Raw genomic sequence first — 23,241 nt, 5'->3', positions numbered from 1 at the left:
CCTGCCTGTTTTGGAGCCGACCATGCCGGATTATCAACCCATCAGCTGCGATCTCTACGACTGGCTCGAAATTGCTGCCAGCTGGCAACTGCCGGTAACCCTCACCAGCCACGATGGTCGCCAGCGGGATGACAAGATCCGCACCATCGAAGCCAGCGAAGGGGTCGAGTATCTGCTGCTGCACAGTGGCGAGCGGCTCAGTCTGGCAGAACTGGCGACCCTGCGCCTGAACTGGCAAGGGGAAGAGAAGCTGATCCGCTTCGCGCCAACCAACTGAATCCATTACGAAAAAGGAGGGCCAACATGACGTTGGCCCTCCTTTTTGCATCTGCGGCTCGCACCGGCCGTTAACCCGCCGCCAATGCCGCCATCACATAGACATCGAAGCGGTTGCTCTTGGTCTCGATGGCCATGCTGGGCTTCTGTTCATTGAGCCAGCCGGCGTAGTCGGGGCGTTTCACCACCACCCGCTTCTCAGCCATCTTGAGCGCGGCAGGCAACAAGGCATCCGCATCGAGATCCGGACCCACCAGCGACTGGAACACCCGCATCTCCTTTTTCACCAGCGCCGACTTCTGCTTGTGGGGGAACATGGGGTCGAGGTAGATCACCTCGGGCCGCTCCGGCAGCGCCAGCAGATTGTCCACCGCCGGGCCTTGCAGCAGGTGCATCCGCTCACTGACCCAGGGGCCAATCTCGGGATCCTGTGCCGCCCGCGCCAGCCCATCCTGCAACAGAGCGGCCACCACGGGGCTGCGTTCGATCAGGGTCACCTTGCAACCGAGGGAGGCGAGCACGAAGGCATCGCGCCCCAGCCCGGCAGTGGCATCCACCACGGTCGGAGTGGCTCCGGCCTTGAGCCCCACCGCCTTGGCGATGGACTGACCGCGACCACCGCCAAACTTGCGACGATGTGCCACCGCCCCTTCCACGAAGTCCACATAGACGGCTCCCAGCTTGGGCTCATCCAGCTTGCGCAGTTCCAACCGTTCCGGGGTAAACACCAGGGCAAACTGGGGAAGGTCGAGCTGGGCAAGCTGGCTGGCCAGCGCGTCTGCCTGCGCGGCCTTGGCGGGGTCTTCGAGGAGGATTTGCATGGTCTTTGGATGCGTTCTAAGTTCAGTGAACCGAGTGTACCACAGCCCCTTCAAGTCGCTGTAGGGAGGAAATCCCATGAACCTGTTCATTGCCCTGCTCCTCGCCGCCCAGAGCGGCACAAACCTGAAGGTCTGCGGCGTAGACTGGCCTCCCTTTTCCTATGCCGAACAGGGCAACCTGAAAGAGGGCATTTCGGTGGAGATCCATCAAGAGGTGGCGCGCCGCCTTGGCATGAACCTCACCCTGCTTGAACTGCCTTGGGGGCGCTGCGAGCAGTATGTCAGCACCCAGCTGGCGGATGGCATTCTCGACAATGCCCCTCTCCCCGGTTGCTATCACTCTGACCTTGCCACCGCCTTCTATCCTCTGGCCGCCTATGTGCGTACCGACAGTCCGTTACAGAACTTCTCGTGGGAGATGGCCAAGGGGCTGAAAGTAGGAATTGTCAGGGGGTATGACTACACGGCCAAGATCAGGAACTTCACCGGCTGGGAGCCCATCAAGGTTCACTCCGACAAACAGCTGCTACTGATGCTGGAAAAGAGCCGGGTCGATATGATCATCCTGGACTACTTCTCTGCCCCCATTCTGTCGAGGGAGCAGGACGTCAGGATCCGCGCCCTCACCCCCTTTATCGATTCGACGCCGCTCTACCTCTGTTTTGGCAAACAGAAGGCTGACCTGCTGCCTGCCTACAACAAGGCGCTGCAACAGATGCAGGATGAGGGAGTACTGGATCGCATCTATCTGCGCTATCTCGGCGAGGATTACCGGACATTGAAAACCAAACAGGAACAGATGACATCGAAGGAGTAAGCGCCACTAGCTGATCTGCAGAAACATCCCTTTGTCATTGAGCTGCAGATATTCGGTGAGATCGTCATAGGCCAGCGGGCGGCTGAGCAGATAACCCTGAGTGAAGGCGCACCCTTTCTGGCAGAGGAAGTTGAGCTGCTCGCGGGTCTCTACCCCCTCGATCACCACCTGCATGCCCAGGTTGTGCACTATGTTGATGATGCCGTCGAGCAGCATCCGATCCTGCTCGTTGAAGGGGATATGGCGCACGAAGGAGCGGTCGATCTTGACCAGATCTACCGGGAAGGTGCGCAGATAGTTGAGGGCCGAGTAGCCGGTACCGAAATCGTCGATGGCCAGCTTGCAACCCGCCTCGCGCAGGGCATCGATCCGCACCCTGTGCTGATCGCTGCTCTCCATCAGCAGAGATTCGGTGATTTCGATGACGATGTCGGCAGGATCGAGCCCGAAGTGCTGGATCACCTTGAGCCACTCACTCGCCTCGGGGTCGATGGTCTGGAACTCCATGGTGGAACGGTTGATCGACATCTGCAGATCAGGGAAGCCGGATTGCTGCAACCGCGCCAGATCCCGGCACGATTGCCACAATACCAGCGCACCCAGCCCCTGAATCAATCCCGCCTCTTCCGCCAGCGGAATAAACTCGGCAGGGGATACCTGCCCCCAGTGGGGGTGATACCAGCGCACCAGCGCCTCCAGCTTGGCGACCCGTCCGCTGCGATTGTCCCAGATCGGCTGGTAGGCCATGGTCAGCTGCTCCAGCTTGATCGCTTCGGCCAAATCCTGCTGCATCTGGTGGCGCTGGCGCACCTCTTCCCGCATGGATGAGCAGTAGGCACCGAGCAACCGTCCCTGCCGCTTGGCCGCAAACAGCGCCTGTTCGGCGTTGCGCAGCAGCTCGTCGCTCTCGCTGCCATCGACCGGGCAGAGGGTCATGCCGATGGTCGCGGTCACATAGAGATGCTGGTTGGCCAGCATAAAGGGCCGGGCGAAACTGCCGATCACCTGCTTGGCAAACACCTCGGCCTGACGGCGGGTGACGATTCCGGGCACCAGGAACGCGAACTCATCGCCACCGATGCGGGCCACCAGATCTTCGGTGCGCACCCGGCTAACCAGTCGATCCGACACCTCCCGCAGCAGGGCATCGCCAGCATGGTGGTCCATGCTGTTGTTGACCGCCTTGAAGTTGTTGAGGTCGAGCACCATGAGCGCGAAGCGCTCGCCCCGCTCGCAGAAGCGGGTGAGGCAGCGGCCAAACAGCCAGCGGTTGGGCAGGCTGGTAAGGTTGTCGTAGTTGGCCTGGGTCGCGATCTTCTGCTCGGCCACCTTGGTCTGGGAAAGATCGCTGAAAATGGCGATATATTGCTGAATTTTGCCGGCTTCGCGCAGGGTGCTGATCATCAGCTGCTGCGGATAGAGCTTGCCGTTCTTGCGCTTGTTCCACACTTCGCCACGCCACACCCCCACCCGCTCCAGCGCGTGGTACATGTCGGCATAGAAGGTCTGATCGTGCAGCCCGGACTTGAGCATGCTGGGACGCTGGCCCCGCACCTCGTCGCTGCTGTAGCCAGTGATCTGCTCGAAGGCCGGGTTGACCGAGATGATGCGGCTATCGGCATCGCACACCAGAATCGCTTCGGAGAGGTTGTCGTAGACCCGGTGAGAGAGCTTGAGCTGCTCCGCATGACGCTTGAGAGGATCGATATTCTCCAGCAGCACCATCAGGTAGTCCGGCTGCTGCTGCTCGTCGCGGATCAGGGTGACAGTCACCCGCCCCCACAGGATCTCGCCCCCCTTGCAGAAGTAGCGCTTCTCCTGGGTGAAACTGCTGCGCTCACCGCGCCGGATCTCTTCGTAGCACTCGAGGCTGCGCTGCCAATCCTCCGGGTGATTGATGTCGGAGATGGAGCGATGAAGCAGCTCGTCTAGGGGATAGCCCAGCATCTTCTCGATAGCCGGATTGGCCCAGAGAATGCGGCCGGTGAGATCGAGTTTGCCGATCCCCACCGGGGCCTGAAACAGCATGCTCTGCAGCACATGAGGGGTATCAGGCAAGAGTTGCGGCAGCTGGCGTTGCAGCATCAACGCCAGTTCGCGACCGGCCAGCGGCCCCAGCAACCGGAGCAGCCCCATCACCTTGGTCATATTGACCTGCGGCTGACGATAGAGCAGGCAGCAGATACCTATGGTCTCGCCATCCGCATCCTTGAGGGCGATCCCGGCGTAGGCCTGGGCTTGCCACGCATCGGCAAGCGGCATCGCGGGGAACAGCTGCAACAGACGATCGCTGAACCAGGCTTCCCCCTCCTGCCAGGTAATGGCATCGGGAGAGTCAGTGATTGGCAGTGTCAGGGTATCTGGGTCAAGAGAGGAGGGGTAGGCAGCCTGAACCGTAAGATGGGAAGCATTTGATTCCCTGCTGGCGATCAGGACGACATCAGCCATCACAGCAGCGGCGATTTCACTCACAAAGGTATCGAAATATCCCTGGCCGCTCGAATGAGCCAGACTGGAGATGATTTGATAGACGGAATCGAGTGCTCGCCTCATGGCAAGTGGCTTTCTCTCCTTGAAGGTTAGAACACGACTCTACTGAAGAGCCGTGAGCAGTGCAAATATGCAATCAGCAAGATATTAAAAAGCCTTGAAAAAAGGGACCAAAAGGTCCCTTTTTGTCGCAGAAATCACGACTCGATCCCACTATGCCGCAAAACAGTGTACCTGGTTGAAGCTCACACAGGCGGCGGGTCAGGAATCTCAGGCAGCGATCCCGCTGTGTCGCAGCAGTGCATCCACCTTGGGCTCACGACCACGGAAGGCTCGGAACAGCTCCATCGGCTCCTTCGAGCCCCCCTTCTCCAGAATATTCTTCAGGAAGGATTGGCCGGTGGCCGGGTTGAAGATCCCCTCCTCCTCGAAGCGGGAGAAGGCATCGGCAGAGAGCACCTCGGCCCACTTGTAGCTGTAGTAGCCCGCCGCATAGCCGCCCGCAAAGATGTGGGAGAAGCTGTGCTGGAAGCGGTTGAACGCTGGCGGCGTCATCACTGCTACCTGACTGCGCACCTCATCCAGCAGCGCCGGGAGCTGCGCCGGATTGGCCGGATCAAACTCCTGATGCAGGCGGAAGTCGAACAGGGCGAACTCCAGCTGGCGCAGCATCTGCATGGCCGCCTGGAAGTTGCGGGCGGTCAGCATCTTCTCCAGCAGATCGGCAGGCAGCGGCTCGCCGGTCTCGTAGTGGCCGGAGATAAAGGCCAGCGCCTCGGACTCCCAGCACCAGTTCTCGAGGAACTGGCTCGGCAGCTCCACCGCATCCCAGGCCACGCCGTTGATACCGGCGACACCGGCCACGTCGATGCGGGTCAGCATGTGGTGGATGCCGTGGCCAAACTCATGGAACAGGGTGACCACTTCGTTGTGGGTGAACAGCGCCGGTTTGCCATCCACCGGGCCGTTAAAGTTGCAGGTCAGGTAGGCCACCGGCTTTTGCAGCGAGCCATCCTGACGGTAGCGACGACCCAGACAGACATCCATCCAGGCCCCGCCCTGCTTGTGCTCGCGGGCGTAGAGGTCGAGGTAGAAGCTGCCGCGCAGCTCGTCGTCGGCATCAAAGATATCGTAGAAGCGCACGTCCGGGTGCCAGGTGTCGATGCCGAGGCGCTCGCGCACCTTCATGCCGAACACCCGCTTCACCACCTCGAACAACCCCTTCACCACCTTGCTGGCGGGGAAGTAGGGGCGCAGCTGCTCGTCGGAGATGGAGAACTTGTGCTGTTTGAGCTTCTCGGCGTAGTAGGCGAGATCCCAGGCGGCCAGCTCGCTCTGACCGTGCTGCTCGGCGGCGAAGGCGCGGATCTCCTCCAGCTCGGCCTTGCCTTGCGGCAGGGATTTGGCCGCCAGATCGGTGAGGAAGCTCACCACCTGTTCGGTCTTGTCCGCCATCTTGGTGGCCAGGGAGAGCTCGGCATAGTTGGCAAAGCCCAGCAACTGAGCCAGTTCGCGGCGCAGGGTGAGCAGCTCGCTCATGATGGCGGAGTTGTCCCACTTGCCGCCATTCGGTCCCTGATCAGAGGCGCGCGTGGTGAAGGCCTCATACATCTCGGCGCGCAGTTCGCGGTTGTCGGCATACATCATCACCGGCAGATAAGAGGGGATATCCAGCGTGAACAGCCACCCCTCTTTGCCCTTTAGCTCGGCCATCTGACGGGCAGCGGCACGCACGCTGTCGGGCAGACCGGCCAATTCGGCTTCATCGGCCACCAGCTTGTGCCAGCCCTGGGTCGCATCCAGCACGTTGTTGCTGAAACGGGAGGCCAGCTCGGAGAGGCGGGCCTGAATCTCGCCGTAACGCTGCTGCGCCTCGGCAGGCAGACCGATGCCGGAGAGGCGGAAGTCACGCAGGGTATTCTGGATCTCCTTGCGCTGGGCGCCGCTCAGCAGCGGGAAATCATCGCTCTGGGAGAGGGCCAGATAGGCCTGATAGAGCCCTTCATGCTGACCGACATAGGTCTGGAATTCGGAGAGCAACGGCAGGCAGGCGTCATGGGCCTCGCGCAGCGCTTCGCTGTTGAGTACGGAGTTGAGGTGGCTGACCGGTGACCAGATCCGTGACAGGCGGTCATTTACCTCTTCCAGCGGGGCAATCAGGCTATCCCAGGTATGGGGATCACGCTGGGCCAGCACATCGCAGATCTTCTGCTTGCAGTCAGCAATCGCCTGAATCACGGCAGGCTGAACCTGCTCCGGCTTGATCTGGCTGAAAGGGGGCAGCGAATCCATTGTCAGCAAAGGGTTATTCATCCCGGTTACCTCTTGTTTGGTCTTGAACAGACCGCTTTAGCAGCTCTGTATGGCTTTCTAACATGTGGCCAAGCCACGCAATAATCAAGCGGGAATCCGCCGCAACCCTGTACTTTTCCAGCCATTGCGACCCGGATCTCTGCCGTTGCTGCAGTTTTGCTATCAACAGCCAGTAACAGAATGAATCTGTGGGCCTTTTTTTGCTCTTACCGCTACTTTCAAGGGGCAAAAAGTCGCCATTTACCGGCGCCACAGCTGCCAGCCAAGTACCGTCATGCTCAATCATGGAAACGGACAAAGTGTGGTAGCTGTAACAAATTATCAATATTTTTCAGTCAATTAGAATCAAAACCAACTATTGATTAATTTATTTTCAAGCATCTATCATAGGCAACCTGCCATGCAGGTCACTTGATTCTCTGTGCTGCACAGAAATCGGGTGAAAAAGGCAAAGTGACCCGAAAGGGCGCGACGCAAAGCCACCGGTCTAAGGGAAAACACCTATGACAGCGGGGCTGCCCCCGGGGACGTCCGGTCACAACCGACGCCCCATCTGCACCGTACGGAGAGACGATGAACAAACTCAAATTATCCCTGCTTGGCTGCCTGCTCGGCATGGGCGCCCCCATGGCATATGCCGCCAGTGCCGGTCAGGCGATGGTCAACCCCCAGTCCGGCGTGGTGGTCGGCTACTGGCACAACTGGTGTGACGGTTCGGGCTACAAGGGCGGTATCGCCCCCTGCGTCAAGCTCGATCAGGCCAACCCGCAATACAACGTGGTCGATGTCTCCTTCATGAAGGTGTATGGCAGCGATCCCATCCCCACCTTCAAACTCGACCCGGCCATCGGCATGAGCGAAAGCCAGTTTATCGAGCAGATTGCCGAGCTGAACCGTCAGGGCCGTTCCGTGCTGCTGGCGCTGGGCGGTGCCGATGCGCACATCGAGCTGCGTACCGGTCAGGAGCAGGCCTTCGCCGACGAGATCATCCGTCTGGTGGAAACCTATGGATTCGACGGCCTGGACATCGATCTGGAGCAGTCCGCCATCACTGCCGCCAACAACCAGACCGTGATCCCGGCGGCCCTGCGTCTGGTCAAGGATCACTACCGCGCCCAGGGGAAAAACTTCCTCATCACCATGGCGCCGGAGTTCCCCTATCTGACCCAGACTGGCGCCTACATCCCCTATATCCGCAATCTGGAAGGCTACTACGACTGGATCAACCCCCAGTTCTACAACCAGGGTGGTGACGGTATCTACATCGATGGGATCGGCTGGATTGCCCAGAACAACGATGCCCTGAAAGAAGAGTTCATCTACTACATGGCGGATTCGCTGAGCAACGGAACCCGCGGCTTCTACAAGATCCCCCATGACAAGCTGGTGTTCGGCATTCCGACCAACATCGACGCCGCCGCCACCGGCTATGTGCAGGATCCGCAGAAGCTCTACAACGCCTTCAACCGCCTGAAGAGCGAGGGGCAACCGCTGCGTGGCGTGATGACCTGGTCCATCAACTGGGACATGGGCCGCAACGCCGCCGGTCAGTCCTACAACGAATCCTTCATCAAGAGCTACGGCCCCTTCATCCACGATCAGGAGATCACGCCGCCGGTCGACAACGGCAAGCCGGTGTTCAGCGGCCTGAGCGATACCCGCATCAAGCAGGGTACCGCCTTTGATCCGCTGGCCGGTGTCAGCGCCAACGACAAGGAAGATGGCGACCTGACTGGCCAGATCCAGGTAGAAGGCTCGGTAGACAGCCAGCGCATCGGCCTCTACCCCCTCACCTACAAGGTGAGCGATCGCGACAACAACGTCACCGAGCAGGTACGTACCATCGAGGTCTACAGCATGAAGCCGGTGTTCAGCGGTGTCACCGACACCACGCTGGAGCTGGGTACCGCTTTCGATCCGATGACCGGCGTCAGCGCCCATGATGAAGAAGATGGCGACCTGACCGCCCAAATCAAGGTCAGCGGCAACGTCGATAGCAGCAAGGTCGGCCGCTACACCCTTACCTATCAGGTGAGCGACAGCGCCGGTCAGCAGGTAACCCAGCAGCGCAACGTGACCGTCAGGGAGCAGGGCGCCGTCTGTGAAAACAGCTGGGATGCCAAGAAGGTCTACGTGGGTGGCGACATCGTCAGCCACAACGGCAAGAACTGGCTGGCAGGCTGGTGGACCCAGAACGAAGAGCCGGGCACCACGGGTGACTGGGGCGTCTGGCGCGTACAGGGCGACAGCGACTGCGGCGGCACAACGCCACCCGCCGAAGGCAGCAGCGACTTCACCGTCAGCGCCATGGCGAGCGAGTACACCATAGTCAACGGTCAGGTCAGCATCCGCTTCAACCTGACCACCGCCAACCCGGTACAGATCACCGCGACTCTGGAGCAGAGCGGCCACAGCCACGGCACCACCAGCAGCCAGGTGAACGGCACCAGTACCCTGGTACTACAGGGCAGCAACGTCACCGATGGCAGCTACGAAGTGGTCATCACCGGTCTGGCTGACGGCCAGCAGCCGGTGGTACAGCGCTTCCCGGTTGCGCTGACCGAAGAGAACAGCGGGGGTGGCGAAGGTGACTACCCGGCCTACGCCCCCAACACCGGCTATCAGTCCGGTGATCGGGTCAGCAATGCCGGTGGCAACTACGAGTGCAAACCCTGGCCCTACAGCGGCTGGTGTGGCGGCTCGACCAGCCATTATGCACCGGGTACCGGCTCTGCCTGGAGCGATGCCTGGATCAAGCTCTGACCTTGCCCCAACCACTAACGGGGGCCGACAGGCCCCCGCCCATATCCTGCCCGTCGGCCACGCTGCAGATGGGCAGGATGCACTGACCCGGACGGGTTAGCCCCTCTCTTTTACATGCTTGCCAAGCACCAAAAAACGTCCAACAACAACCAAGATAAGGAAATCACCATGCCAAGAACCACCAAGCTTGCCACCCTGCTCGGACTGCTGCTGTCGGCCCATGTCGTGGCCGATGAGCGCGAACAAGCCTATTTCAAACAAACCTATCAGGAGCACTACGAACAGATGACGGCGCGCCTCGCCGCGCTGCATCAGAACGCGGCTGACGAGCAGAACGTGATCATCAAGGATGGCAAGCGCCACCTTGCCATCAACGGCCTGCTCTACCCGCTGACGGCGGATAACCACATCCTGTTCGATCTGCCCAAACCCCACTTTTTCGACGAAACAGCCATTCGTAACGTCTTTGATTTCTTCGATGAGGAGTGGGAGCTGACCTGGTACGACGGTGGGGTCGTAGCGGTCAACAAACGCTTTGGCAACTATGACTACGGCAACGGCTGTCTGCTGGAGTACTTCCCCCACGGCCAGATCCAGAATGGCGAACGCACCCGGGTGGTGATGGAGACCAGCTCCTGCAGCGTCAACTCGTTTGCCACCTCGCTGCAATATCTGGACAAAGGCGAGGAGCTGACGGCCGACCAGCTGGGGCTGGACGCCAGCTTGATTACGGCGGTCGAGCGCTATCAGGATCGGCTCTATGTCAGCCAGAACGGCAATCCGGGCCATGTGGCCATTATCGATATCCCGAGCCGCCAGCAGATTGGCGAGATCCGCGGTACCGAAACCGGCAGTGCCACGGCCTACAACCAGGTCAGCGAACTGTTTGTCCGCAACAACCTGCTCTACGTGGTCTCGCGCTACTCGCACCGGGTCGATATCTTCGATCTGGCCGACGAGCATCGCCATGTCACCACCCTGGGAACCGGTCGGGATTCCGGCAGCAACAGCCTGCACCGCGCCCAGGCCGTCTTTGCCAATCAGGATTACGTGCTGGTGGCCGATGCGCTGAGCGAGATCAAGGTCTACCGCCAGCAGGATGTGACGCCGGAGAACAGCCTCAAAACCCCCATCGCCGGTCGGCTCGCCTTTGAAGGAAAATACAGCCACCGTCTGGTGCAACTCCATCAGGTGGGTGACTATCTCCTGGCCCACACCGCAGGCAAAAACTACTACATCTATGACCTGCGCAAACTGGCTGATGCCATCGCCAGCAACACCCCGCTGGCGCCTGAGCAGGTGATCGCCGACAGCAATCTGCAAAAAATCGACATGGATGGCGATCGGCTGGTGGTGAACTTCAAGGACCGCATCGAGTGGCATGATGCCGATACCCTGATCGCCAACGACTTTCAGTTCAAGAACCCGACCTTTAGTGTTCGGGAGATCAACCAGCAGCCCGTGGCGGCGCTGAAAGATCTCCAGCTGGCGGGCTCGGCGCTTGTCACCGCCAACGAGCGTGGCCTGGGTTTCAACCAGCTGCTGAGCAAGGAGATCAGCTTCACGGCCGACGAGCAGTTGCCGGCTCGCCCGCTGATCTTCGATCAGCTGATGCCGGCCGCAGTCAGCTACATACTGCGCAATGACGAACCCTACGAGGTGCTGATCGATCGCGCCCAGCGTTCGGTCAACATCAATTCGCTGGTCAAGACCGAGCTGCTTGATAACGACACGGTGCGCATCACCAACTATGCCGCCAGAGAGCTGCATGACATCAATATCGAGTCACGCCTGAACGGTATCAACAAGTGGCTGATCCTGGGCCAGCTCGATCGCCTGCCCGCCTATGCCCAAATCACCCTGCCACTGAGCGCCTTTGGCGAGCAGGGACGCTTCAACAGCGCCAGCCGCGATGGCGTGTTTGATCTCAACAACCTGCTCGACAACAGCATCAATCTGCCTGCCCAGTTCGAGCACAGGTTCAGCTCCAACTCGGATCCGTTTGCCCAGAAGCTGGCACGCCTCAAGCCAAGCTGGAACGTGCGCTTCGCCACCAACACCAGCGGCTCCTGGCGCCCCATCAATGCCCTCTACGCTCGCGAATGGCTGATCATCGCCACCAACCTGGCCTACATGGTCTCGACCGAGGAGTTCAGGCACGTCTGGTACAACTTCAAGGCGGTGAACGGCTACGAGATGTTCGGCAATGGCGGCAACAGCTATGTGCCGAACGGCATCTTTACGGCCGCCGATTATGACTACTACTACCACAGCCTGATGAAGCGCCCCTACCTCAACCTGGGGATCACCGCCATGGGGGGCGGGCTCGGGAGTGGTGGCATCACCGGGGTCGATACCTTTAACTTTGTCAGCCACTACTACGGCGGCTGGGGCATCATTGCCCACGAATTTGGCCACGGCTTCGATGGGAAGTCCTACAGCCATGAGAGCGCGTTTGCCCGTGGCAGCCACGGCTGGCATCCGCTGATGACGGGTATGGCCAACTACCATATCCGCAAGGGCGACCTGCCCTATCTGGACGATGACCTCAATGGCTTCCACAAGCCGGAAAACGACATCTATCGCTACAACTCGGTCAGCCAGGGGGCTCGCAAGCACCGCGCTGACAGCCACATGTACTATACCGACCACTACTTCATGCAATTCTCCACCATGCCGCAAGGCTGGGTAGCCAACGGCAGCGACTTCAGTGCCGGGCAGCTGGCGGCCCTGAACAATCAGGAGCGACTGCTGATGGGCTGGATCCCCAAGGAGCCGGAGAAAGGCAATCTCTGCCGGTTCACCTTCCAGGATGGCGAGCAGTACTACGGATACGTCGAACAGCGGGCTGATGGTCTGCTCTGTGATGCCGGATCCCTGATCCGTTATCGTCAGCCCGATGGCCAGTTTGTGCCGCTGGTCTCGGCCATCAACCAGTTTGACTGGCTGTCACTCCACCACAAGGGCAAGCTGGATCAGCCAGTGCTGCACCAGAATGGTCGCCAGCTCTGCTACAAGAATGTGGCGGGCTTTTACGGTATCGGCTTCGTCAATGACAACAACCAGTGCACCCAGTTGCCCAACGTCTATCAGACCAATGGCAAGCACTGGCTGACCAGCTCCGGCTGGACCGGTCTGACCTACCTGAGCGGAGACTTCATCCTGCCCACTACCGGTAGCAGCAGTGACTTCACCGTCACCGACCTGGCGTCTGAATATTCCATCGTTAACGGCGCGCTCAATCTGGGCCTGACGCTGACCACCGCCAACCCGGTGACCATCACCGCGACCCTGTTGCAGGATGGCAATCCGGTCGCCACCGGCAGCGCCCTGATCGATGGTCAGGGTTCCCTGCAGCTGACGCAGCCGGGCCTTGCGGCCGGCAGTTACGAGCTGTTGCTGGCGGGCATGGCTGAGGGGAGCAAGCAGGGCTTCGAGCGCCGCTTCACCCTGACGTTGGTGGAACAGGCTCCGGGTGGTGACAGTGACGGTGGTAACGGCAGCTACCCGGCCTATGTTGCGGGCACCGCTTACCAGAGTGGAGAACGGGTCAGCAATGCCGGTGGCGACTACGAGTGCAAACCCTGGCCCTACAGTGGCTGGTGTGGCGGCTCGACCAGCCACTATGCGCCGGGTACCGGCAGCCACTGGAGTGATGCCTGGATCAAGCTGTAATCAGCCGCTCGTGACCAAAAGAGAGCCATAACGACAGAGGGGGAGCCATCGGCTCCCCCTCTCGTTTATCTCTTCAACCCGGCTTAACGGGCATCTTCCTTCAACCACTGCGCCACGCGCTTGGCGAAGTAGGTGAGGATGCCATCGGCCCCGGCCCGCTTGAAGCAGAGCAGGGACTCCATGATGGTCTCCTTCTCTTTCAGCCAGCCGTTCTGGATCGCTGCCATGTGCATGGCGTACTCGCCGCTCACCTGATAGGCGAAGGTCGGCACGCCGAACTGATCCTTCACCTGACGAACCACGTCCAGATAGGGCATACCCGGCTTGACCATCACGCTGTCGGCCCCTTCCTGAATATCCAGCGCCACTTCGTGCAGGGCTTCGTTACTGTTGGCCGGATCCATCTGATAGGTAGCCTTGTTGCTCTTGCCGAGGTTGCCGGCAGAACCGACCGCATCACGGAACGGGCCGTAGTAGCAGGAAGCGTACTTGGCGGAGTAGGCCATGATCTGGGTGTTGATGAAACCGTTCTCTTCCAGCGCCGCGCGGATGGCGCCGATGCGGCCATCCATCATGTCGGACGGCGCGACTATATCGACCCCGGCTTCGGCGTGGGAGAGCGCCTGCTTGATCAGGATCTCGGTGGTGATGTCGTTCAGCACATAGCCTTCGTCATCGATGATGCCGTCCTGCCCGTGGGTGGTGAACGGATCGAGCGCCACGTCGGTGATGACCCCGAGCTCCGGGAAGCGGGCCTTGAGGGCACGCACGGTGCGCTGGGCCAGCCCGTTCGGGTTGTAGGCCTCTTCCGCCATCAGGCTCTTGCTCTCCAGCGGAGTCACCGGGAACAGGGCGATAGCGGGCACGCCCAGCTCCACCAGCTCGGCAGCCTCTTCCAACAGCAGATCGATGGAGAGACGCTCAACCCCCGGCATGGAGGGAACGGCTTCCCGACGGTTCTCCCCCTCCAGCACAAACACCGGATAGATGAGATCGTTGACGGTCAGTACGTTCTCGCGCACCAGACGACGGCTGAAATCATGTTTGCGCAGACGGCGCAGGCGGCGGCCCGGAAAGGCGCCCGGAAGAGTTGTAGCCATGAATCACTCCTGGAGAGGAAGTTGGAAGAACGCGGCGGAGGTGGCCCGGGTATGGGCCAGCAAGGCCTCGGGCGCTTCACCACGACAGGCCGCCACCACCTGGGCGATGTGCGGCAAAAAAGCAGGTTCGTTGCGTTTCGGGCGCGGTTTCAGATCCCGCGGCACCAGATAGGGGGCATCGGTCTCGATCATCAGCCGACCGGCCGGAATGCGAGCCACCTGTTCGCGCAGCAGCTGACCACGGCGCTCGTCGCAGAGCCAGCCGGTCACCCCGATATGCAGCCCCAGCGCCAGACACTCGTCCAGCTCCTCGTCGGAACCGGTGAAGCAGTGCAGCACGGCTCCCGGTAGTTTCGGCAACCAGGGACGGAGGATCTCGATAAAACGGGCGTGGGCATCGCGACAATGCAGAAACACCGGCATCCCGAGCTCGGCGGCCAGTGCCAGCTGGGCGTCGAATACCGCATCCTGCACCGGACGGGGGGAGAAGTCGCGGTTGTAGTCGAGGCCGCATTCGCCGATAGCCACCACCTGCGACAAGGCTGCCAGCTCGCGCAAGGCGGGCAGGGTCACCTCATCGACACTCTTGGCATCGTGAGGGTGTACCCCGGCGGTGGAGAAGCAGTAGCCCGGCCAGCGGGCGGCCAACCCGGCGCTCTCGCGGCTACCAGCCAGATCGGTACCGGTGAGGATCAGCGCTTCCACTCCGGCGGCGCGGGCACGGGCCACCAGCTCAGGCTGTTCACCGGCGAACTGGCTGCTGGTCAGGTTTAAACCGATATCGATCATGGAATGAGACGTTCCGAACAAAAGGAATACATATCAGGTATTTGAAAACCATCTACCGAATGGGGTCTTACCATACGCCTCGAACGGGAGCATGAAAAGAGGAAGGGAGCCTCAGCTCCCCTCGTTCTGCTATTCCTGCGGACTTCGTCATCCTCTCGCCGTCCGGCAAACAGGTGACGAACAGAGCCTCAGCTCTCCACATCCGGTTGTTCCTGTCGCTCTTCATCCTCTTTCTTCACGTAGAAGCGGGCGAAGAACAGACCTATCTCCCACAGCGCCCACATCGGAATGGCGAGCAGGGTCTGGGAGAAGACATCAGGCGGCGTCAGCAGCATGCCGACCACAAACACCCCGACGACGACGTAGGGACGTTTCTCCTTCAGGTTTTGCGGTGTGGTCACGCCGGTCCAGCAGAGCAGTATGGTCGCCACCGGAATTTCGAACGCCACCCCGAACGCGAAGAACAGGGTCAGTACGAAGTCCAGATAGCTGGCGATGTCGGTCGCCACCGTCACCCCGGCGGGTGCGGTACTGGTGAAGAAACCGAACACCAGCGGGAACACCACGTAGTAGGCGAACGCCATCCCCGCATAGAACAGCAATGCACTGGAGACCACCAGCGGCATGATCAGGCGCCGCTCATGCTGGTACAGACCGGGGGCGATAAAGGCCCAGGCCTGATAGAGCAGATAGGGGATCGCCACGAAGAAGGAGACCACCAGGGTCAGCTTGATCGGCGTCAGGAAGGGGGTCGCCACATCCGTCGCGATCATGCTGGTCCCTTCCGGCAACTGGCTGAGCAGCGGCTGGGCCACGAAGTCGTAGATGTTGTTGGAGAAGTAGATCAGCGCCAGAAACACCACGAGGATGGCGGTAATGGAGCGCAGCAAACGGGTTCTCAGCTCAACCAGATGGCTGATCAGGGGTTGTTCGGCCTGACTCATGGCTTCACCTCCCCTTTTACTGTGGAGTCGCTGACCGGCACCGGCTCGCTCTCCCGCTGGCTATTGACCGGTGGCACGTCGTGGCTCAGCTGCACCGCAGGCTCCACCGGCGTGACAGGCTCAGCCTGGGCGACCGGCTCGGGGCGCGGCGGACGGATCTCGTTCTCCACCTGATAGGGGCGATTGACCGACTGGGCCGCCGCCTTGAGCTGTTCGATGGACTCCTGCAGCTCGGGGCTCAGGTTGCTCATCTGCAACTGTTCGGCCTTCTTGAGGTCGTTATGCAGCTCTTGCAACTTGAGCTCCTGCTCCAGCTCGGACTTGACCGAGTTCGCGGTCGAACGAATGAGGCGGATCCAGTGGGTAGCCGTGCGGATGGCAACCGGCAGCCGCTCGGGCCCCAGTACCACCAGTGCTACCACACCGATAACGACCAGCTCCCAAAAACCGATATCGAACATGGCTTAGGCCTGGTCTTTGTCTTTCTGCTTGGCGGTCTCACTGCTCTGAGTGGCCGCTTCGTTCAGCTGTTTCGGGGGAAACTCGGCATCTTTCTGCTCGGCCTTGGCATCAGCCGGCTCGTCGGAGAGGGCTTTCTTGAACCCTTTGACCGCCGCGCCCAGATCACCGCCAATGCCGCGCAGTTTCTTGGTACCGAACAGCAGCACGACGATGACTGCAATGATCAACAATTGCCAAATACTGATACCACCCATGATTTTCTCTCCAGAACAGGCGCCTGACGGCGCGGTTGTTGATTAATGGGAACGGGTTCGCAACCAGCCGACCAGCCAGCAGAGGGCTGCACCGGCGAGACTGGCTTGTCCCCACTCAATGTGTTGTTTTTGGGTCAGCAAGAATACACCCGCCAATAGCAGGCTGGCTCCAACCCCTAAGAGGTAGCGGGCCTGCCCCTGCCGACGGCTGTGACGGCGGAACTCGGCAAACATCTGGTCGAAATGACGCTGCTGATGACGGGTCTGGCGCAGAGTCTCATAGACCAGCTCCGGCAGCTCCGGCAGCTTCTCCGCCCAGAATGGCGCCTTCTCCTTGATGGCGTTCAATACCGACTTGGGCCCGACCTGTTCGTGCATCCAGTTCTCGAGGAACGGCTTGGCGGTCTGCCACAAATCGAGCTGCGGGTAGAGCTGACGCCCCAACCCTTCCACATAGAGTAGGGTCTTTTGCAGCAGCACCAGCTGCGGCTGCACCGTCATATGGAAGCGACGTGCGGTGTTGAACAGGTTGAGCAGCACATGACCGAACGAGATCTCGGAGAGCGGCTTCTCGAAGATGGGCTCCAGCACGGTGCGGATGGCAAACTCGAACTCGTCCACCTTGGTGTCTGCCGGTACCCAGCCCGACTCCACGTGCAGCTCCGCCACCCGACGATAGTCTCGGTTGAAGAAGGCGAGGAAGTTCTCCGCCAGATAGCGTTTGTCTTCCCGGTTGAGGGTACCGACGATGCCGCAGTCGATGCCGATCCAGAGCGGGTTTTCCGGATGTTCGTAAGAGACGAAGATGTTGCCCGGATGCATATCGGCGTGGAAGAAGCTGTCGCGGAACACCTGGGTGAAGAAGACCTCCACCCCGCGCTCGGCCAGCAGCTTCATATTGGTGCCGTTGGCTTCCAGCGCTGGAATGTCGGAGACCGGAATACCGTAGATGCGCTCCATCACCAGCACCTGCTCGCGGCAGAGGTCGGTAATGATTTCAGGCACATAGAGCGCCTCTGAGCCGGTGAAATTGCGGCGTAGCTGGATGGCATTGGCCGCTTCACGCATCAGATTGAGCTCGTCGAGGATAGTCTTGCGATACTCCTCCACCACCTCGATGGGGCGCAGTCGCGCGCTCTGGGGCACGAAGCGGGCCACCAGACGGGCCAGCGCCTGCATCAGTCGCAGGTCGGCCTCGATGACTGGCTCGATATCGGGGCGGATCACCTTGATGACGATCTCGCGGCCACTCTCCTTCAAGCGGGCGGTATGCACCTGGGCGATGGAAGCCGACGCCAGCGGCGTCTCGTCGAAGTCGTCAAACAGGGTTTCGATGGGACAACCCAGGCTCAGCTCGATTTGCTGGCGCGCCGCCTGACCACAGAAGGGGGGCACCCTGTCCTGCAGCAGAGCCAGCTCCTCGGCGATATCCGGCGGCAGCAGGTCGCGGCGGGTCGAAAGCATCTGGCCAAACTTGATGAAGATGGGGCCCAGAGCCTCGAAGGCGAGGCGAATGCGGGCACCGCGGCTGAGATCCGGTTGTTTGTTCTTGAGCCAGAACAGGGAGCGACGGGCCAGACGACCCGGCCAGGGTTGATAGCGGGCGGGCACCAGTTCGTCGATGCCCTGCTCCAGCAGGATGGTGATGATGCGATAGAGGCGTTTGAACTCCTTCGGGGTCATCAGGTCACCTGCTGTTCGAAGCGGGCCAGCCGCAGTTCGACGGCCTTGAGCTGCTGGGCCAGCACCTCGACGTCATCGTTGAAACTCGCCACTTCCAGCGGGCCGGGAGCGAGGCGGGCCTCTTCGGTCAGATATTCCGCCAGCTGGCTGCGGGTGCGGCACAGCTCGCGACCGACCAGGCGACGCGCCTGACGGGCACCGCTGAACAGGGTGTGGGCCAGCACATCGCCGGTATAGCGCGACAGCTCCTCCTCCCAGTCGATATCCAGCTCACCCAGCAGCAGGCTGAATGCCTGTACCAGCTGGGGATCACCGCTCAGATCCAGCTTCTCCTCGCGGATATAGCGGGTCAGAGCGGACGGGTCTTTCAGCAGACCGAGGGCGGTCAGCGACAGGCTGAGCACCGCATCGGCCTCCCCTTCATGCTGGGCCAGCACATCCAGCCGACGCTCGGAGAAGACGAACCAGAGCGGCTTGAGTTCACGCAGCTCCAGCTTGAGCACCTTGCCCACCAGTTTGCGCAGCCGCTCCGGACTCTGTTTGTCCAGCGCCAGCAACTGGTTGAGGCTGGTTTCGATCACCGCGGTGACCATGGCATCCATCGGCATAGGCAACCTTAAAACTTGTAACCGCGGTGCAGGGCGACCACACCCTGAGTCAGATTGAAGTATTCCACCTGCTCGAAACCGACATTTTCCATCATGCCAGCCAGGGTCTGCTGATCCGGGTGCATGCGGATGGACTCTGCCAGATATTTGTAGCTTTCACTGTCGTTCGCGACGATTTCGCCCATTTTCGGCAGCAGTTTGAAGGAGTAGAGGTCATAGAGCTTGGCGATCACTTCGCTGACCGGCTTGGAGAACTCCAGCACCAGCAGACGGCCACCCGGCTTGAGCACGCGGAACATGGAGGCGAGCGCCTTGTCCTTGTCGGTGACGTTGCGCAGGCCGAAGCCGATGGTAATCACGTCGAAGTGGTTATCCGGGAAGGGGAGCGCCTCGGCATTGGCCTGCACGTAGGAGACGTTGTTGGCGACCCCCAGATTGCGCAGCTTGTCGCGGCCCACTTTCAGCATGGAGTCGTTGATATCCGCCAGCACCACCTGACCGGTCTCGCCGACGATGCGGGAGAACTTGGCGGTCAAGTCACCGGTACCACCGGCCAGATCCAGCACCTTCTGGCCCTTGCGCACACCGGAACAGTCGATGGTGAAGCGCTTCCACAGGCGGTGGATGCCGAACGACATCAGATCGTTCATCAGATCATACTTGGCTGCCACCGAATGGAAGACACCTGCTACCAGAGTTTCCTTCTCGGTCGCGGCCACGGTTTTAAAGCCAAAATGCGTTGTCGTTGCTTGTTCTGACATCCCTTAAACACCCATAGAGCAAAGAATGGCCGCCAGTTTACCAGAGCCACTGGCGTCCGGACACCTTAAACCCGGCTCGCAACCAACTGCATGCCCAGCACCACCATGGCCAGACAGAGGAAGAGGTTGAGACCGATGTTGAGCAGCGCTTTCAGATAGGCCCCATGTTGAGCCAGCACGACCGTATCGAGGGCAAAGGAAGAAAACGTGGTCAGGGCACCGAGGATCCCCACCATCAGCAGCGGCTTCATCGGGTGTTCTACCACATGACCATGACTGATGAGGGCGAACGCCACCCCCATGATGAAAGAGCCCACCACGTTGACCACCAGAGTCCCGTAAGGAAAGTGGCGCCCCAGCAGCAAGGCCATCAGTTCGGCAATTCCAAAACGAAGGCAGGCGCCGATGGCGCCCCCTGCAGCAACATAGAACCAGGTTTGCATGGTGTCACTCCCTCAGGGTCAGGCCGCCATTATGTCGCAATGGCGGCCCTTGTGCCCAGAGGCGGAACTAATCGACATCCAGCCTGCTTGAAATCTCAGCGGCGAAAATCGATGGGCTCGGGCTGACCCAGCACGATTTCGGTCTGGGCCGGGCGGGTCTGGGCAATCACCTTACCGTGACGAATTGAATAACGCACTGGCACCTGACGGCGCACCGCATCGAAGCCGTTCTCGGCAGGCAGGATCAACAGGTTGGCCGGTTTGCCCACCTCGATACCATAGCGATCCCGCACATTCAGGGTGCGGGCGCTGTGGCTGCTGATCAGCTTCAGACCGTCGTTGATCTGCTCGTAACCCATGATCTGGCAGACATGCAGCCCCATGTGCAGCACCTGCAACATGTTGGCAGTGCCCATGGGGTACCAGGGATCGAACACGTCGTCGTGACCGAAGCAGACATTGATGTTCGCCTCCAGCATCTCCTTCACCCGGGTAATACCGCGGCGTTTGGGATAGGTATCGAACCGCCCCTGCAGGTGAATGTTCACCAGCGGATTGGCCACGAAGTTGATGTCTGCCATCTTGAGCAACCGGAACAGGCGGGAAGCATAAGCGCCGTTGTAGGAGTGCATGGCGGTGGTGTGACTGGCCGTCACCCGATGGCCGATACCCCGCTCGTAGGCCAGGGTTGCCAGCGTCTCGATAAAGCGGGACTGCTCGTCATCGATCTCGTCGCAGTGCACATCGACCAGAACCTGATACTTCTCCGCAAGATCGAAGATGTAATGCAGACTTTCGACCCCATATTCCCGGGTAAACTCGAAATGGGGAATAGCACCGATCACATCGGCCCCCAGCTTGAGCGCCTCCTCCAGCAGTGCCTTGCCGTTGGGGTAGGAGAGGATCCCCTCCTGCGGGAAGGCGACGATCTGCAGCTCCACCCACTCCTTCATCTCCTCCCGCACCTCCAGCATCGCCTTGAGCGCCACCAGATTGGGGTCGGAGACATCGACGTGAGTACGCACAAACTGGATGCCGTTGGCGATCTGCCACTTCAGTGTCTGGATGGCGCGCTGCTTCACATCCTCATTGGTCAGCAGCGCCTTGCGCTCGGCCCAGCGCTCGATCCCCTCGAACAGAGTGCCGGAGAGGTTCCAGCTCGGCTCGCCCGCCGTCTGGGTGGTATCGAGGTGAATGTGGGGTTCGATAAAGGGAGCGATCGCCAGACCGCCCTCCCCGTCCAGCACCCGACCGGCGACGGCATGTTCGTCATGGGGTTCGATGGCGGTGATGACCCCATCCTGACAGCGGATCTGCCAAAATCCTTCCCGATCGGCCAAACGAATATGTTGAATCAGCATTTGTTAGCTTCCTGTACCAGAACCGGCCGCTGGGTGAGGCGAACCAGAATGAAATAGGTGAAGGCGGCGCCCAATACCGCGTTGAGTGGCACTATGCCCGGCAGCCACTTGCCGACAGCCACCCCGACTGCCATGGCGACCAGCGCCTGCCAGCGCACCGTCTCGAACTGCTGATCGGCAAATTGACGGTAACGCTCACGATTGAGCAGGAAATCCATGATGATAATGCCACCAATCGGGGGAATTGCCGTACTCAAAAAGGCCAGCCAGCCGACAAAGTTGTTATAGAGCCAGAGGGCACAGGCGGTACCGACGAGGCCGTTGATCACGCTGAGCGGCTTGCTCTTGAGACCGGTAATGTTGGCAAAACCGAGGCCGGAGGCGTAGAGGGCGTTGTCGTTGGTGGTCCAGATATTGAGGCCCAGCACCAGAATGGCGGGGATCAGCAGCCCCTGCATCAGCATCACTTCCGAGATATCAGCCTGACCGGTAACAGCCGCACCAGCTGCACCAAAGACGAACATCAGAGTGTTGCCCAAAAAAAACGCCACCATGGTAATCATGACGGCGCCCCAGGGTTTGCGACCAAACCGAACAAAGTCGGCGGTCAGGGTTCCTGCACTGATAAAGGAACCGACCACCATGGTCAATGCCGTGGTGAACTCGATGGGATTGCTTGGTTGCACCTGCTGCAACGCCGCCATGCCACCGGTCGAGGTTACCGCCAGCCAGACCGAGTAACCACCGAGCAGTGCAATGGCCGGTACGGCCACAAAGCTCAGTACCATCAGGGCGGAGATCCCGAAGTAGACGGTCACCGTCATTAAAATACCCGAAATGGCGATCAGCCAGTTCACATCGATCCCGGTCGCCTTCTGCACCGGCAGCGCAAACATGGCGACGCCAACGCCAAACCAGCCGACCTGAGTACCGCCCAGCAGCAGGGACGGCAGCCAGGAACCTTTCACCCCAAACGAGTAGCGCGCCAACAGATGGGTAGAGAGACCGGTTGAAGCACCGATATAACCGAGACAGGCAGTGTAGATCCCCAGCAGCAAATTGCCGAGCAGTACCGCCTTGATGAAATCATCGAACACCAAGCCGGTGCCCAGCGCACCACCGGTCCACATGCTGGCAGAGAAGAAGGTCAGGCCGAGCATCACCAGCATCAGCGACAGCACACCTTTGCGCCCCTTGGCGGGAACCGCCCCCAAACAGTATTCGTTATCCTGCGCCATGCTCTCTCTCCACGTAATAGGCAAAACGCGCCGGATTTTACATGTAAAACGTTTTACGTCAATCAATCATGGTTAAATCTCTGGATAAAACCATCAATAGCAGTCAAATGAGTAACACACCGGGACTCAAATCAGCAGATAAACTGTGTCGACTGCAAGCAGAGGGGGGTTGCGGGAATAGGGAATGTAGGGGGATATAAGAAAACTGACAGATGCAAAAAAGCCTCCCTTTTCAGGGAGGCTTTCTATTTAATGGTGCTGATACCCAGAATCGAACTGGGGACCTCATCCTTACCAAGGATGCGCTCTACCGACTGAGCCATATCAGCACACTAACCGGTAAAGACCACGCTGGGCGTAATCTTGAAATTGGGTGCCTGGCAGTGTCCTACTCTCGCATGGCGAATGCCACACTACCATCGGCGCTACCGCGTTTCACTTCT

The 23,241-nt window shown here is 60.1% G+C and carries 18 protein-coding genes, 1 tRNA gene and 1 riboswitch; of the genes, 4 read left to right on the top strand and 15 right to left on the bottom strand.

Translation table 11 applies throughout. From position 1 onward, the window contains the following. The first annotated feature begins 22 nt into the window (after positions 1-22). Positions 23-277: a Rho-binding antiterminator gene (locus tag OKB77_RS21200; protein WP_127008315.1), complete on the top strand. Its 255-nt coding sequence runs from the start codon at positions 23-25 to the stop codon at positions 275-277. Between the two features lie 70 nt (positions 278-347). On the opposite strand, the gene OKB77_RS21195 is transcribed toward OKB77_RS21200, so the two are convergent. Next, the gene (locus OKB77_RS21195; RefSeq protein ID WP_150390055.1) at positions 348-1,097 is read right to left on the bottom strand and encodes a class I SAM-dependent methyltransferase; all 750 of its coding nucleotides are present in this window, start codon (positions 1,095-1,097) and stop codon (positions 348-350) included. Between the two features lie 76 nt (positions 1,098-1,173). On the opposite strand from OKB77_RS21195, the gene OKB77_RS21190 reads away from it, so the two are divergent. Next, complete coding sequence (locus OKB77_RS21190; RefSeq protein WP_150390054.1) at positions 1,174-1,914, top strand: substrate-binding periplasmic protein; 741 nt, start codon at positions 1,174-1,176, stop codon at positions 1,912-1,914. Positions 1,915-1,920: 6 nt separating this feature from the next. Here the strand turns inward: OKB77_RS21190 and OKB77_RS21185 are convergent, their stop codons facing one another. Next, a complete protein-coding gene (locus OKB77_RS21185; RefSeq protein WP_150390053.1) occupies positions 1,921-4,467 on the bottom strand; it encodes a putative bifunctional diguanylate cyclase/phosphodiesterase in 2,547 nt (848 codons plus the stop codon). A gap of 207 nt (positions 4,468-4,674) precedes the next feature. Continuing rightward, a complete protein-coding gene (gene prlC / locus OKB77_RS21180) occupies positions 4,675-6,717 on the bottom strand; it encodes an oligopeptidase A (protein WP_270818460.1) in 2,043 nt (680 codons plus the stop codon). Positions 6,718-7,154: 437 nt separating this feature from the next. Beyond that, a riboswitch (cyclic di-GMP riboswitch) is annotated at positions 7,155-7,240 on the top strand. Positions 7,241-7,290: 50 nt separating this feature from the next. Here prlC and OKB77_RS21175 point away from each other — a divergent pair. Both OKB77_RS21175 and OKB77_RS21170 read left to right on the top strand, forming a co-directional pair. Continuing rightward, a complete protein-coding gene (locus OKB77_RS21175) occupies positions 7,291-9,480 on the top strand; it encodes an immunoglobulin-like domain-containing protein (protein ID WP_199416337.1) in 2,190 nt (729 codons plus the stop codon). Positions 9,481-9,648: 168 nt separating this feature from the next. Next, a complete protein-coding gene (locus OKB77_RS21170) occupies positions 9,649-13,155 on the top strand; it encodes a hypothetical protein (protein ID WP_270818459.1) in 3,507 nt (1,168 codons plus the stop codon). Positions 13,156-13,238: 83 nt separating this feature from the next. Here OKB77_RS21170 and hemB read toward each other — a convergent pair whose 3' ends face one another. The 12 genes from hemB to OKB77_RS21110 all read right to left on the bottom strand — a co-directional run bounded on the left by hemB (position 13,239) and on the right by OKB77_RS21110 (position 23,127). Further along, entirely contained in the window at positions 13,239-14,255 is a 1,017-nt protein-coding gene (gene hemB / locus OKB77_RS21165) for a porphobilinogen synthase (RefSeq protein WP_005357271.1), read from the bottom strand. Between the two features lie 3 nt (positions 14,256-14,258). Beyond that, positions 14,259-15,044 carry a TatD family hydrolase gene (locus OKB77_RS21160; protein ID WP_064339048.1) on the bottom strand — a complete coding sequence of 262 codons (786 nt, stop codon included), beginning with the start codon at positions 15,042-15,044 and terminating at the stop codon, positions 14,259-14,261. Between the two features lie 188 nt (positions 15,045-15,232). Then, positions 15,233-15,988 (bottom strand): twin-arginine translocase subunit TatC, encoded by a 756-nt coding sequence (gene tatC, locus OKB77_RS21155; RefSeq protein ID WP_265776523.1) that lies wholly within the window; start codon positions 15,986-15,988, stop codon positions 15,233-15,235. Further along, the gene (gene tatB, locus OKB77_RS21150) at positions 15,985-16,449 is read right to left on the bottom strand and encodes a Sec-independent protein translocase protein TatB (RefSeq protein ID WP_124930484.1); all 465 of its coding nucleotides are present in this window, start codon (positions 16,447-16,449) and stop codon (positions 15,985-15,987) included. Before tatB ends, tatC begins: the two co-directional genes overlap by 4 nt. A 3-nt stretch (positions 16,450-16,452) precedes the next feature. Continuing rightward, positions 16,453-16,704: a Sec-independent protein translocase subunit TatA gene (tatA, locus tag OKB77_RS21145; RefSeq protein WP_005339385.1), complete on the bottom strand. Its 252-nt coding sequence runs from the start codon at positions 16,702-16,704 to the stop codon at positions 16,453-16,455. Positions 16,705-16,746: 42 nt separating this feature from the next. Further along, a complete protein-coding gene (gene ubiB, locus OKB77_RS21140; protein WP_005339383.1) occupies positions 16,747-18,387 on the bottom strand; it encodes a ubiquinone biosynthesis regulatory protein kinase UbiB in 1,641 nt (546 codons plus the stop codon). Next, positions 18,387-18,995 (bottom strand): ubiquinone biosynthesis accessory factor UbiJ, encoded by a 609-nt coding sequence (locus OKB77_RS21135; RefSeq protein WP_064339051.1) that lies wholly within the window; start codon positions 18,993-18,995, stop codon positions 18,387-18,389. The genes ubiB and OKB77_RS21135 overlap by 1 nt, the downstream gene beginning before the upstream one ends. A gap of 8 nt (positions 18,996-19,003) precedes the next feature. Next, a complete protein-coding gene (gene ubiE / locus OKB77_RS21130) occupies positions 19,004-19,756 on the bottom strand; it encodes a bifunctional demethylmenaquinone methyltransferase/2-methoxy-6-polyprenyl-1,4-benzoquinol methylase UbiE (RefSeq protein WP_005342396.1) in 753 nt (250 codons plus the stop codon). Between the two features lie 65 nt (positions 19,757-19,821). Further along, complete coding sequence (crcB, locus tag OKB77_RS21125; protein ID WP_005339378.1) at positions 19,822-20,199, bottom strand: fluoride efflux transporter CrcB; 378 nt, start codon at positions 20,197-20,199, stop codon at positions 19,822-19,824. A gap of 95 nt (positions 20,200-20,294) precedes the next feature. Next, the gene (locus OKB77_RS21120; protein WP_265776524.1) at positions 20,295-21,560 is read right to left on the bottom strand and encodes a cytosine deaminase; all 1,266 of its coding nucleotides are present in this window, start codon (positions 21,558-21,560) and stop codon (positions 20,295-20,297) included. Further along, positions 21,554-22,798: a cytosine permease gene (codB, locus tag OKB77_RS21115; RefSeq protein WP_265776525.1), complete on the bottom strand. Its 1,245-nt coding sequence runs from the start codon at positions 22,796-22,798 to the stop codon at positions 21,554-21,556. Before codB ends, OKB77_RS21120 begins: the two co-directional genes overlap by 7 nt. Positions 22,799-23,051: 253 nt before the next feature. Further along, positions 23,052-23,127, bottom strand: a tRNA-Thr gene (locus OKB77_RS21110). Positions 23,128-23,241: the final 114 nt, after the last annotated feature.

The organism is Aeromonas sp. Y318-3 (assembly GCF_027706185.1).
In the GTDB taxonomy this organism is placed as follows: Bacteria; Pseudomonadota; Gammaproteobacteria; order Enterobacterales; family Aeromonadaceae; genus Aeromonas; species Aeromonas veronii.
Note: the sequence above shows the minus strand (reverse complement) of the source record. Positions and strands in the feature narration are given on the sequence as shown.